Annotated in this window: 11 protein-coding genes; 4 read left to right on the forward strand and 7 right to left on the reverse strand. The window is 64.7% G+C overall.

The window, feature by feature from the left end; translation table 11 throughout:
• On the forward strand, positions 1-630 hold a 630-nt coding region (locus AACR77_RS19295; protein ID WP_231563285.1), incomplete at its 5' end, for a LysR substrate-binding domain-containing protein.
• Positions 631-785: 155 nt separating this feature from the next.
• On the opposite strand, the gene AACR77_RS19300 is transcribed toward AACR77_RS19295, so the two are convergent.
• A complete protein-coding gene (locus tag AACR77_RS19300) occupies positions 786-1,352 on the reverse strand; it encodes a TetR/AcrR family transcriptional regulator (protein WP_010672924.1) in 567 nt (188 codons plus the stop codon).
• 167 nt (positions 1,353-1,519) lie between these two features.
• Between AACR77_RS19300 and AACR77_RS19305 the strand changes: the two genes are divergently transcribed.
• On the forward strand, positions 1,520-2,557 hold the full coding sequence (locus AACR77_RS19305) for an alkene reductase (RefSeq protein ID WP_042883344.1): 1,038 nt from the start codon (positions 1,520-1,522) through the stop codon (positions 2,555-2,557).
• Positions 2,558-2,749: 192 nt separating this feature from the next.
• The gene (locus AACR77_RS19310; RefSeq protein WP_042883345.1) at positions 2,750-3,661 is read left to right on the forward strand and encodes a MarR family transcriptional regulator; all 912 of its coding nucleotides are present in this window, start codon (positions 2,750-2,752) and stop codon (positions 3,659-3,661) included.
• Between the two features lie 56 nt (positions 3,662-3,717).
• Here AACR77_RS19310 and AACR77_RS19315 read toward each other — a convergent pair whose 3' ends face one another.
• From AACR77_RS19315 to AACR77_RS19330, 4 genes are all read right to left on the reverse strand, one after another.
• Positions 3,718-4,662, reverse strand: coding sequence for a bile acid:sodium symporter family protein (locus AACR77_RS19315; protein WP_042883348.1), 945 nt, complete (start codon positions 4,660-4,662; stop codon positions 3,718-3,720).
• A gap of 103 nt (positions 4,663-4,765) precedes the next feature.
• On the reverse strand, positions 4,766-5,104 hold the full coding sequence (locus AACR77_RS19320) for a nuclear transport factor 2 family protein (protein WP_042883349.1): 339 nt from the start codon (positions 5,102-5,104) through the stop codon (positions 4,766-4,768).
• Between the two features lie 168 nt (positions 5,105-5,272).
• Positions 5,273-6,862 carry a peptide chain release factor 3 gene (gene prfC / locus AACR77_RS19325; protein ID WP_089503670.1) on the reverse strand — a complete coding sequence of 530 codons (1,590 nt, stop codon included), beginning with the start codon at positions 6,860-6,862 and terminating at the stop codon, positions 5,273-5,275.
• Between the two features lie 244 nt (positions 6,863-7,106).
• The gene (locus AACR77_RS19330) at positions 7,107-8,969 is read right to left on the reverse strand and encodes a diguanylate cyclase (protein ID WP_042883351.1); all 1,863 of its coding nucleotides are present in this window, start codon (positions 8,967-8,969) and stop codon (positions 7,107-7,109) included.
• A gap of 195 nt (positions 8,970-9,164) precedes the next feature.
• On the opposite strand from AACR77_RS19330, the gene AACR77_RS19335 reads away from it, so the two are divergent.
• A complete protein-coding gene (locus AACR77_RS19335) occupies positions 9,165-10,169 on the forward strand; it encodes a sensor domain-containing diguanylate cyclase (protein ID WP_010672915.1) in 1,005 nt (334 codons plus the stop codon).
• A gap of 12 nt (positions 10,170-10,181) precedes the next feature.
• On the opposite strand, the gene viaA is transcribed toward AACR77_RS19335, so the two are convergent.
• Together viaA and AACR77_RS19345 are read right to left on the reverse strand one after the other, a co-directional pair.
• On the reverse strand, positions 10,182-11,636 hold the full coding sequence (gene viaA, locus AACR77_RS19340) for an ATPase RavA stimulator ViaA (protein WP_042883353.1): 1,455 nt from the start codon (positions 11,634-11,636) through the stop codon (positions 10,182-10,184).
• Between the two features lie 95 nt (positions 11,637-11,731).
• On the reverse strand, positions 11,732-12,416 hold a 685-nt coding region (locus tag AACR77_RS19345), incomplete at its 5' end, for an ATPase RavA domain-containing protein (protein ID WP_042883356.1).

Consider the following 12,416-nt stretch of genomic DNA (forward strand, 5'->3'; position numbering starts at 1 on the left):
TCGAAGCGCCGCTTCGTGCTCTGCACCACGGATTACGTGGAGTGCGTGCTGATCCCGCCCCTTATCCAGCGCCTCAGAAAGCTGGCCCCCGGCGTCACCATCGAAATCCGCATCCTGCGCGATACCCTGCCCGAAGCCGAGCTGGCGAGCGGCGAGATAGATCTCGTGCTGGGGTTTGACGAGTACATGCAGGTGCCGGGGTATCTGGGCAAGGAGACCTGGCTCACCGAACCCCTGGCCGGGCTGGTGCGCGCCACCCTGGAGCTGGAAGAGGAGCGCATCACCCTCGACCAGCTAATCGAGATGCCCCATGTGTTCCACTCGCCGCTCGGCACCTCGGAGGCGAGCCTCGACCGCTATTTGCAGAGCCTGGGCCATAGCCGCACCATCTCGGTCAACAGCCAGAGCTATATGTCCGCCGCCGCCATCGTGAGCCAGAGCGACCACCTGCTGGTACTGCCCAGCATGGTGGCCGAGCTGCTCGCCAGCCACTGGCCGCTGAAAAGCCTGCCCCTGCCCGACGACGTGCCGGACTATCACCTCAACTGCGTCTGGCATCCGGTCCACGCCCAGCAACCGGCGTTGATCTGGTTGAAGGCGTTGATGAAGGATCTGGTGAATCCGGGCTAAGCGGCTGCGGCTGGCAGTTCCGCCCCCTTATCCCCAACCCTTCTCCCATTCTTTTGTAAATGAGCGGGAGAAGGGGGCAAACCCCCTGCTGCGAGGGGAGTTCCCAGCAACAACAAAGGCTCCCGCGGGAGCCTTTGTTGTTTCCATCCTCGCCATCACGCCCGCAGGGCGCTCATCATCCGGGCGACGACACCGGCCAGCAGAGGGCGGTCGGGGTGGCACTGGGCGAAGGTGACCAGTCCCTGGATGTGGACCTGCAAGAAGGCGGTCAGGGTGGGGATGTCCCCCTCTTTTGCCAGCTCTCCCTGCGCCTTTGCCAGGGCCAGCTGCCCGGCCAGATCCTGTTCCAGCTCGCCGTAGATGGCCTTGAAGCGAAGGTGCAGCTCCTCGTCCTGCTCCGCCAGCTCCATCAGGGTGCGGGTCAGCAGGCAGGAGCCCTGCAGGGCATCGTCCACCACCTGCTCGAGGAAGGCGTGCAGCCCCGCCAGCGGGCTGGGCTGTGCCAGGCAGCGGCGGCGCAGGGCCCCCTTCTCTGCCACATAGTGATCGACCGCCGCCAGCAGCAGGCCGCGTTTGTTGCCAAACGCCGCGTAGAGGCTGCCCGGGTGCAGGCCGGTTGCGGCCACCAGCTCCTGCATGGTGGTCTTGGCATAGCCTTTGGCGCGAAAGGCTTCCATGGCGTTTCGCAAGACGGCATCCCGATCGTATTCGGCGCTGCGCATGGGGTCTCCGGTGGCAAGGTCCCGCGGGACGGAAAAAACAGGGCGGCAAGTTTACCCCAGCCTCCCCCGTCAATCCATGTTGAATGCTTGCTCAAAAAATACTTGCACGCAAACCAAAAAACGTCTTGAATGCCCGTTCAAGAATCACTCCCTCAGGACAGACGATCATGAATACCCTGTTTCAGCCCTATCGCCTCAACGACACCCTCACCCTCGCGAACCGTTTCATGATGGCCCCCCTCACCCGCTGCATGGCGGGCCCGGGTCTGGTGCCCACCGAACAGATGGCCGCCTACTACGGCCGCCGCGCCGACATCGGCCTCATCATCTCCGAAGCCACCATCATCCGTCCGGACGGGCAGGGCTACCCCAATACCCCGGGGCTCTACAGCGCCGAACAGATCGCCGGCTGGAAGAAAGTGACCAGCGCCGTGCATGCCAACGGTGGCAAGATCTTCGCCCAGCTGTGGCACGTGGGCCGTCTCTCCCACCCCTTCTTCCACCACGCCGAAGTGCTGGCCCCCTCCGCCGTCGCCCATGAGGGCACGGTGCCGCGCATGCGCGAGCTGGTCTATCAGGTGCCGCGCGCCCTGACCGAGCGCGAAATCGCCCAGCTGGTCGAGGATTACGCCCAGGCCGCCGCCAACGCCATCGAAGCGGGCTTTGACGGGGTGGAGATCCACGGTGCCAACGGCTACCTCATCGATCAGTTCCTGCACCACGCCAGCAACCTGCGCACCGACAACTACGGCGGCAGCCCCGAGAACATGAGCCGCTTCGCCCTCGAGGTGGTGGATGCCATCGCCGCCCGCATCGGCGGGGATCGCACCGGCCTTCGTCTCTCCCCCGGCGCCTATGTGCACCTGGAAGGGGATGCCCGGGATCGCGCCGTGTTCGACCACCTGCTGGCCGAGCTGAACCAGCGCACTCTGGCCTATCTGCACCTGGGCATCTTCGATGACAGCCTCACCTTCGACTACCTGGACGGCCGCGCCTCCGACTACCTGCGTGCCCGCTACGACGGCCACCTGGTAGGGGTGGGCAACTACAGCGCCGAGACCGCGCTCGAGGCCATCGAGGCGGACCGCTTCGACCTCGTCGCCATCGGTCGCCCCCTCATCGCCAACCCGGACTACCTCGCCAAGGTGAAACAGGGCGACGCCCTGGTGCCCTATGCCGACACCATGCTGGCCGAGCTGGTCTAACCCTCGCCGGCACCTTGCCAGACCAAGGATGGGATCCGCGCCCCCGCGCGGGTTTCCAATGTTTGGGCCCTCTCCCGGGCCCTTTTTTCTGCCTGTCTTTCGCCCTTTTTCACGCAAATAGTTGTCATCAACAACCAAATGATGCTATTAGTTGCGTACGACAACCAAATACCATCACTAGGAGACAACCCCATGGATCCCCGCCCCCTGCGCGCCCTGTCGAGGGAATTGGTACGCGAACTCGGCATGCTCTCCCAGCAGTGCGGCTCGCTGGCACTGAGCCCCCTGGAGGCCCACCTGCTCATCGAGCTGGAGAACGGTCCCGCCACCAACCAGCAGCTTGCCGAGCGCCTTCGCATCGACAAGTCCAACGCCAGCCGCCCCCTGGCCCGCCTCGCCGAGCGGGCGCTGATCGCCTGGCAACCCCACCCCTCGGACGGGCGCAGCAAGGAGGCGAGCCTCACCGAGCCGGGCAAGGCACAGCTTGAGGAGCTGCACCGGCAGATGGACGAGACCATGGCGGGGGCCCTGGCCCAACTCTCCCCCGTCGAGTGCGAGCAGATCTGGGAGGGCATGCGGCTCTATCGCAGCGCCCTCTCCCGCGCCCGCCGCCAGCAGGGGTTCGTCATCCGCCCCATCACCCCGGCCGACAATCCCCGGATCGCCGCCGTGGTGCGCGCCGTCTCCGCCGAATACGGCCTCACCGCCGACAAGGGGTACGGGGTGGCGGATCCCAACCTCGATTTTCTCCACGAGACCTATCAGGGGGAGCGCAGCCGCTACTGGGTGATTGAGGGACCGGACGGCGCCATTCTTGGCGGGGGCGGCATAGCGCCGCTGGCGGGAGCAGCGGATGTGTGCGAGCTGCAGAAGATGTACTTCCTGCCCGCCCTGCGGGGGCTGGGGCTGGGACGGCGGCTGGTGTTGCAGGCGCTGGCCGAGGCTCGCGCCCTCGGTTACCAGCGCTGCTATCTGGAGACCACCGCCGTGCTGCGGGAAGCCACCGCCCTCTATGAATCCCTGGGCTTCGAACACCTGCCGGGGCCCCTTGGCTGCACGGGCCACGATGCCTGCGAGATCTGCATGGTGCTGGCGCTCGACTAGCTCAAACAACAACAAGGGGCCCATGGCCCCTTATTGTTTCATCTTGCGCCCCCTGATCAGCCAGCGCGCTGCTCCAGGGTCCCAACAGGCCGGGAAAGCGGTCGCTTGGCCCAGACCCCGGCCAGCAGAGAGCCGGACAGGTTGTGCCAGACCGAGAAGAGGGTGCCAGCCATGGCCGAGGCGGGAGTGAAGAATTTCATGGCCAGCGCCGTGGCGAGGCCAGAATTCTGCAACCCCACTTCGAAGGCCACGGTGCGGCAGATCCGCTCCTCAAAGCCCAGCCAGCGACTGACCCAGTAGCCCGCCGCAATGCCGATGCCGTTGTGCAGGATCACCGCCAGCGCCACGATGGGGCCGATGCTGGCGAACTGCCCTGCGTTGAGGGCGACCACGATGGCGATGATCATGACGATGGCGGCCATGGAGACGAGCGGCAGCACGGGCTCGATACGTGCCGTCAGGGAGTGGAGGAAGACATTGGCAACCACCCCGAACACCACAGGGATCAGCACTATCTTCACCAGGCTCAGCAGCATGTCCAGCACCGGCACGTCGACGCTCTTGCCAGCCAGCAACTGCACCAGCAGGGGGGTGACGAGGACCCCGAGCAGGGTGGAGAGAGCTGTCATGGTGATGGAGAGAGCCACATCGCCCTTGGCCAGATAGCACATCACGTTGGAAGAGGTGCCACCGGCGACGCTGCCCACCAGCACCATGCCCACGGTCAGCTCGGCATCAAAACCCAGCAACAGGCTGACCAGCAGGGCGGCCAGCGGCATCACGCTGAACTGCAATACCAGCCCGAGGCCGATGGCCTTCTTGTTGCGCACCACGTCGAGGAAGTTCTGGGGTTTGAGGGTCAGCCCCATGGCCAGCATGATGATGGTCAGCAGCGGCACTATCTGGCCCTTGAGGCCGACGAAGGGCTCGGGCTGCCAGTAGGCCAGCAGGGAAAACAGCAGGGCCCAAAGCGGGAAGAGGTGGGTGATGCGTCCAAGCATGATGTACTCCTTGTTATTGTCCAGACGCGGGCTGACCGGAGGATGCCCGCAGGGAACTTTCTCTTATACCAGCTTTGTCGCCGGCAGGCCCGTGTAGCGGTGCTCAGGAAGGGAAATAGAACCAGGCGGTCTGGATAAGACCCTCCTTCACCTCGAACACCGCCACGCTCTCGATGGGCTCGGGGGAGAGGCCATGGATCTTCTCGTGATCAAACACCTTGTTGCCCAAGACGGTGCGTGACAGCAGCTCGGCCTTGAGCAGCGGGTTGTTGAATCTGTGCTGTGCATAGAAGGCCCGCAGCGCCCCCTTGCCGACTGTGCTCGGCGTCTCGGTCGGCATGCGATAGCCTTTGAAATCCGGGGCAAAGCAGGCCACGAAGGCGTCGAGATCGTGGGCATTGTAGGCGGCAAACTGCGCCTCTACGGGTTGGGTGACGGACATGTCTCTCTCCATGAATGAAATTTAAATCACTTATCCTTGATTTTTATTCAACCATCAAGCCCCGGATGGGGATCGCCGCCCCTTCCAATGAAACGCCCCATAACAAAAAACCCCGCCGAAGCGGGGTCTCTCTGGTCATCAGCCACCCGCTGGGTGCGGGCGGGGTGATCAGTGTTCGCGGGTCTGGCGGAAGTGAACGTCCGGGTGACGCTCCTGGGCCAGGCGCAGGTTGACCATGGTCGGCGCGATGTAGGTGAGGTTGTCACCCCCATCGAGGGCCAGGTTGACCTCGTTCTTGCGCTTGAACTCCTCGAACTTCTTGACGTCGGTCCCTTCCACCCAGCGGGCGGTGGCGACGTTGACCGCCTCGTAGATGGCCTCGACGTTGTACTCGCTCTTGAGGCGCGAGACCACCACGTCGAACTGCAGCACACCGACCGCACCGACGATGAGATCGTTGCTGATGAGCGGACGGAACACCTGCACCGCCCCCTCTTCGGAGAGCTGCACCAGCCCCTTGAGCAGTTGCTTCTGCTTGAGGGGGTCACGCAGGCGGATGCGGCGGAACAGTTCAGGTGCGAAGTTCGGGATACCGGTGAACTTGAGATCTTCACCCTGGGTGAAGGTGTCGCCGATCTGGATGGTGCCGTGGTTGTGCAGACCGATGATGTCGCCGGCACAGGCCTCGACCGCCTGTTCGCGGTCACCGGCCATGAAGGTGACGGCGTCGGAGATGTTCACGTCCTTGCCGATGCGCACGTGGCGCATCTTCATGCCCTTGGAGTAGGTGCCTGACACGATACGCATAAAGGCGATACGGTCGCGGTGTTTCGGGTCCATGTTCGCCTGGATCTTGAACACGAAACCGGAGAACTTCTCCTCGGTGGCCACCACTTCGCGGCTCTCGGCCTTGCGCGGCATGGGGGCTGGCGCCCAGTCGGTCAGGCCGTCCAGCATGTGGTCGACACCGAAGTTGCCGAGGGCGGTCCCGAAGAAGACCGGGGTCATCTCGCCGGCGATGAAGGCGTCGTGATCGAACTCGGGAGAGGCGCCCTGCACCAGCTCCAGCTCGCCACGCAGCTGGGCAGCCAGATCGTCGCCGATGGCGGCATCCAGCTCGGGGTTGTTCAACCCCTTGACCACCCGCTTCTCCTGGATGGTGTGGCCCTGACCGCTCTGATAGAGATAGGTCTCGTCCTTGTAGAGGTGATAGACACCCTTGAAGGACTTGCCACAGCCGATAGGCCAGGTGATGGGGGCGCACATGATGTTGAGCTCGCGCTCCACCTCGTCCATGACCTCCATCGGGTCGCGCACTTCGCGGTCCAGCTTGTTCATGAAGGTGAGGATGGGGGTGTCGCGCAGCCGGGTCACTTCCATCAGCTTGCGGGTCCGGTCTTCCACACCCTTGGCGGCGTCGATGACCATCAGGCAGCAGTCGACCGCCGTGAGGGTACGGTAGGTATCTTCGGAGAAGTCCTCGTGACCCGGGGTGTCGAGCAGGTTGACCAGGCAGTCGGCGTAGGGGAACTGCATCACGGAAGTGGTGATGGAGATACCGCGCTGCTTCTCCATCTCCATCCAGTCGGATTTGGCGTGCTGGCCCGAGCCACGGCCCTTGACGGTACCGGCGCGCTGAATGGCCTGTCCGAACAGCAGGACCTTTTCGGTGATGGTGGTTTTACCCGCATCCGGGTGCGAGATGATCGCAAAAGTGCGTCTCTTGGAGACTTCACTCAGAAATTCAGCTGACATAATTCGACGTTCTTCTATTGAGCGGCGGCCTGGAGCCACCGTGGGAAAAATGCGGGACAGCACCTTGGAATCAGGGCGCCCATGCAGACAACGACACCACGCGGGCGGGTCAGTGACCGCCGGTGGAGACAGGAGAAGCGCGTTGCATTACATGGGTCTGGCCCCGGATCAAAGCAAAATTGCGCGGCATTATACCCGCGCGAGTGAAAAATACCCAGCCCGCTATCACGGGGGCCCGGGGTCGGCCTCACCGGGCCGTCATCACCCGGTTGCGCCCCGCCAGCTTGGCCTCGTACATGGCCTCGTCGGCCCGGCGTACCAGCTCGCCCAGGTTGTCATCCTCGGGTTTGTACTGGGCGCAGCCGATGCTGATGCGGATGGGGTGATCCGCAGGCACCCCCTCAATCTCGAGACGGGCGACGGCTTGGCGGATCCGCTCCGCCACCTCGACGGCCTCGTTCAGGAGGGTATCCGGCAGCAGCACCAGAAACTCCTCGCCGCCGTTGCGCCCCACCCTGTCGAGGCTGCGCAGCTGCTCCTCGATGCACTGGGCCACGGCGGTGAGCACACTGTCACCCACGTGGTGGCCCAGCTGGTCGTTCACCTTCTTGAAGTGATCCACATCCAGCAGCAGCACGCACAGGGGATTGCCCTCCTCCCGCGCCTGGGTGAACCATTTGCGCCCCTTGGCCTGGATCTGGCGCCGGTTGTGGATGCCGGTCAGTTCGTCCGTCATGGCGAGGCGCTGCATCTTGCGGGTGCGCCCGCGCTGATGCACCACCAGGGTACCCATCACCACCAGCAGCAGGGCCACCACCAGGTATTGCCAGTAGCGCCGCTCCTGCAACTGCTTGAGTTTCTCCGCCTGCAACTGCTGCTGGGACCTGAGGGTCTGGTTCTCCAGCTCCTTGCGGGCGAGATCGAACTCGAAACGCATCTGCAAGGAGCGCTGCTCCCGCAATCTGAGCTCGAGGGCCTGGCGGGTCTCGACATAGGTCTTGAGGCTGGTGAGGGCCGACTGGATATGCCCCTGACGCTCCAGCACCCGGGCCCGTGTTTCATGCACCCGGGCGAGGAAGCGCAGGTTCTGCTCCCGGGTAAAGATGGGCTCGGCCTCGTCCAGGTGCCGCAGCGCCTCGCCGGGTCGGTTCAGGGCCTCGAGGACCTCGGCCATGACGAGGTGCCAGTGGCCCAGGGTGACGCTGTCCGCCCCCTCCCCCTGATGAAGGGAGGCTGCCGCCTGATCGAGCTTGGTCATGGCCTGGTCCGGCTTGCCCTGTTTCTGCAGGATGGTGGCCAGCTCGATCCGGCTCCAGGCCAGGACCCCTTCCTGGTTTGATCCCAGATAGTAACGCTCCGCTTCGGCCATCAGGGGCAGCGCCTTGTCGTACTCTTCGGTGTCGATGTAGAGGAGCCCCTGCTGGCTGTGAATGTCCACCAGGTACTCCTCGACCCCGAGCTGCCGATAGTCGTGCTCCAGCTCCTTGAAATAGCTCTCGGCCCGCTCATAGAGCCCCATCCTGCGATAGGCATTGGCAATATTGGCAAGCACCTCGCGCCCCTTGGCCTCCAGCCCGAGCGCCTCGTAGCGCTGGTGGGCATCGATGAGATCCATCAGCCCTTCCGCCAGCTCCCCCTGGTAGGAGTACATCTCCCCCCGCAGGCTCAGGATGTCGGCACGCTGACGCTCATCCCCGAGCCGGCGAGCCAGGGTCAGGGCGGCGTCGTAATCCTCCCCGGCCCCGGCCATGTTGCCGAGCAGTTGCCGGTGATACCCGCGGCAGGCGAGCAACCCCACCTCGGTGACCCTGTCCTTGCGGGCACGGGCCTGCGCCAGCCCCTGCTCGGCAAACGCCACCGCGCGGCGAAACTCCTCGTCCCGTTCACCCGGCAGGGCCCAGCACTGCAGCCGGGCAAGACGCCCCTGCACCTCGGGCGGATAATGTGCCTGTCCGGCAGTCAGGGCGGCGACACGCTCGCGAAACACCTGCACCGGCATCGTCGACTCTTCCAGTCGCTGCAACGCCAGTTGCAACTCGTGCCCGGCCAGTGGCGTCGCCTGGGCCAGGGCAACCCCCAGCAACAGACCACCTCCCATCAGGATCTTCATGCGGACATTTTCTCCTCTTCACTGGCCGGACGCCGCGCTCATCGCTGTCATCATATCCCCACAGACTCTGGGCGCACAGCCGTCAGAGGGTGGGAAAACGCCTCATATCGGACGAGAGCCTCCCCTATCCCCTTCTTTACAGAAGGAGAGAGTGCATCGACTATATATGCTTTCGAACAGGGGAAGGGATGAGGAATGACCTACGAGGAGCTGAGGGAGGCTTACGACAGGTTGTTGCTGGAGAACGAGCGTCTCAAACGCATCGCGGATGACGCGCGGGAGAAGCTGGACGCCGCCATGGACGGCACCGGCCTGTGCATCTGGCAGAACCATGTGCCCACCGGCAAACTCATCATCTTCAACCGGCGCTGGGGCTCCATGCTCGGTTACCAGCCCAAGGAGCTGTCGGCCCACTTCGACGTCTGGCGCGCCCACCTGCACCCGGAGGACAGGGAGCAGGTGCTGCAGGCCTTCTTCGACCATCTGGAGGGCAAGAGCCCGTTTTATCAGGCGATGCACCGCATGATCGGCAAGGATGGCAAGACCACCTGGGTGCTGGACCGGGGCCGGGTGGTGGAGCGGGATGATCAGGGGAACCCCGTCCGGGTGATGGGCACCCACATCGACATCACCCACGAGAAGGAGTACGAGCAGCAGCTCGCCCAGCTTGCCCACCGGGATCCCCTCACCGGCCTGTTCAACCGCACCGCGCTGCATCGCCACTTTCCCGGGGAGTACCAGGCCATCTGTTTCATCGATCTCGATGACTTCAAGCTGGTGAACGACAACCTGGGCCACCGGGCAGGTGACGAACTGCTGGTCTCCCTCGCCCAGCGCCTTCGCCACTGCTGCGGCGAGGAGGTACGGCTGGGACGCATCGGTGGGGACGAGTTCGTGCTGCTGCTGCCCTGGGCGTGCGACGATCCCCGCACCAGCCACCTCGCCCGCCAGTGCATCGATGCCATCGCCACCCCCTTCGAGCTGCCCAACGGGGACGCCTCGGTGGGACTGAGCATGGGAATTGCGGCCATCCGGCCCCAGGACGATTTCGGCGCGGCGCTGGCCCGGGCGGATCAGGCCATGTACAGGGTCAAGCGCAGCGGCAAGCGGGGTTTTTACATTGCCCAGCCAAGCGGTCAGCCGCTGCTGGATCAGGAGCAGGTCAACGAACGGGGTCTCTACCACAGGCCCACTCTCTGAGCCTGATCGCCCTCAATGGCGCTGCCAGCGCCGCAGCAGGCGTCCACGCAGGCCGCAATCGAGCAGCCAGCTGTTGTCGAACACCCGCAAAATGGCCGCCTTGGCGTGACGGGACATGGCGACCGCATGGAAGCGTGTCTGCTGCGCCCGTCGCCGGTTCATCCGCTCGAGCAGGGGGTGGGGCAGGTTCTGGGCGATGAAGTCGGAGATGACCAGCACGTCGGCCTTGGCAAAGGCGGGTTGTTCAAGCTGGGTCAGGGCCTGCTCCAGGCAGGGCACCAGATCGGTCCCCCCGTGAAAACTCATGGAGAGAAAGCGCTCCGCCTTCTCAAGCCCGGTGTCGGCGGTGATCTCCAGGGTCGCCACCTCGGTGGAGAAGAGCATCAGATAGCAGCCCCGCTTCTCCTCCATCGCCCCTTTGAGCAGGGCGAGAAAAAGCGCCTTGGCACACTCCTCCGGATAGCCCCCCATGGAACCTGACGTATCGACGCAGACGATGAAGGGGCCCCGCGGCTGCATCTCCTGCCCTCCCTGCTCGGGGGAGCGCAGCATCAGACGCTGGCGCGGCAGGGTGCCCCGCGACTGGTAGCTCAGCAGGCGCCGCTCCAGATAACGGCGATAGAACTCCAGCTCCAGCTCCGGCAGCGCCAGCATCACCGCCTCGCTCGGCAGGAGGCGCATCAGATCGCTGGCCGGGTGCACCCCCACCAGATCGTCGGGCACATCGTCACTTTGCACCTCCTCCAGCTCGTGCACAGGTACCGGCGGCAGCGTCCTGTCCTCGCTGCGCCGCTCCCGCTCGCTGCGCCCAAGCAGGGCGGCGATCTCCGCGAGCAGAGGCTCCTGCTGCAACATGCGGGCGTACTGCTTCACCAGCGCCAGGCTGCGCTTGTGCCAGCTCCCCTGGGCCAGATCCCAGAGCCCCCCGGCGGAGATCTGGTGCGGATCCAGGGCATCGGCCAGGGTCCGGTTGGCCAGCAGTTGATCCTCTATCTCCTGACGCTGCTTCTCCCGCTCCGCCTCCGCTATCTGCTGCTGCAACTGCAACAGGCTGCCCACCAGGCTGGCGCGCCACTTCTCGATGAAGAGCTGGCGCAGCCCCTCGGTGGGCTGGGCCACTATCTGGCGCACCAGGCTGCGGGCATCCCCCGCGAAGGGGCTGTGCTGCTCAAGGGCTTCCAGCAGGGCGGGCAGGCGCCCCACCAGCTCCGGCAGAGGCAGTTGCCGGTGGGCCTGATAGAGCAGGTATTCCCGCTCGAGGGCCACCGGCACCGGCTTGTGGCGCATCTCCTCCCCAAGCTGTTCGCTCCAGGTCTGGATGCGCTTTCTGAGCAGCTTGCCCTGCAGGGGCGAGCGCTTGAGGAACTCGGAGATCTTGGGGGTGGAGGCAAGCAGCAGCGCCATCTCCCCCGCCAGCTCCCCCTCCCCCATGAGCAGCCCCAGGTCCATCATGCCGATCTCTAGCATGGGCCACCCCGGGCGTTGAGATGTGATGGAATATCATGCTTACTAAACATGTTTTTCATCCTGTTTATTTCACCAATCCCACGCCAGGCGCGACGTCACCCCTGTGCATCGAGAAGAGGCAGACGATCCCGCCACTGCTGCAGCTCGGTCCCCAGCCGCTCCAGGTCCCGGCTCAGCACGAAGAAGCTGTCCTCCACCTGACGCAGCCAGTGGTCCCCCACGAACAGATGGGGCTGGTGACGGTCGAACAGGTTGCGCTGGCCCTTGAGGTTTTGCAGCACCCGGTTCACCTGGCCCGTCAGGTCGTCCAGGGCCGACAGCCAGGGGGCCATCACCACCTCGGGGATGGGGGTGCGCTCCACCAGCATCAGGGGCACGGGCTGGCGCTGGATATCCAGCACGTGCAGCCGCAACTGCTCGTCCAGCACCAGCTCGTAGTGCCCCTCCTTGGGGTTGCCGAGGGGCCAGCCCACCAGCGCTTCCCCGGTGGGGTGCCAGTGAGAGAGCAGGGTGCGATCGAAGGTGAGGGTGCCGGTGAGGCGCTCGGGATCGCTGCCATCCAGGGGCGCCGGAGTGAGCAGCTGGAAGTGCACCAGCTTGCCGAACAGCCTGGCGTTGGCCAGCGGCAGTTCGGTGCCGCGGGCGCGACGGCCGAACCACTGCTTGCGCTTGACCGCCTTGCAGCCGATGCGCAAGGCGACCGCCCCCTGCAACTGCTTGAACTGCTCGCGCAAGGAGAGCAGCTCCCGGGTCAGCGCCAGTTGCTGGTAGCCGACTGTG

The organism is Aeromonas sp. ZOR0002 (assembly GCF_963866995.1).
Lineage (GTDB): Bacteria > Pseudomonadota > Gammaproteobacteria > Enterobacterales > Aeromonadaceae > Aeromonas > Aeromonas caviae.

What these genes read in the sequence shown, in the direction of transcription:
- AACR77_RS19300 (WP_010672924.1), bottom strand. Translation starts at nt 1,352, where the DNA reads ATGCGCAGCGCCGAATACGATCGGGATGCCGTCTTGCGAAACGCCATG.
- AACR77_RS19305 (WP_042883344.1), top strand. Translation starts at nt 1,520, where the DNA reads ATGAATACCCTGTTTCAGCCCTATCGCCTCAACGACACCCTCACCCTC.
- AACR77_RS19310 (WP_042883345.1), top strand. Translation starts at nt 2,750, where the DNA reads ATGGATCCCCGCCCCCTGCGCGCCCTGTCGAGGGAATTGGTACGCGAA.
- AACR77_RS19315 (WP_042883348.1), bottom strand. Translation starts at nt 4,662, where the DNA reads ATGCTTGGACGCATCACCCACCTCTTCCCGCTTTGGGCCCTGCTGTTT.
- AACR77_RS19320 (WP_042883349.1), bottom strand. Translation starts at nt 5,104, where the DNA reads ATGTCCGTCACCCAACCCGTAGAGGCGCAGTTTGCCGCCTACAATGCC.
- AACR77_RS19330 (WP_042883351.1), bottom strand. Translation starts at nt 8,969, where the DNA reads ATGAAGATCCTGATGGGAGGTGGTCTGTTGCTGGGGGTTGCCCTGGCC.
- AACR77_RS19335 (WP_010672915.1), top strand. Translation starts at nt 9,165, where the DNA reads ATGACCTACGAGGAGCTGAGGGAGGCTTACGACAGGTTGTTGCTGGAG.
- viaA (WP_042883353.1), bottom strand. Translation starts at nt 11,636, where the DNA reads ATGCTAGAGATCGGCATGATGGACCTGGGGCTGCTCATGGGGGAGGGG.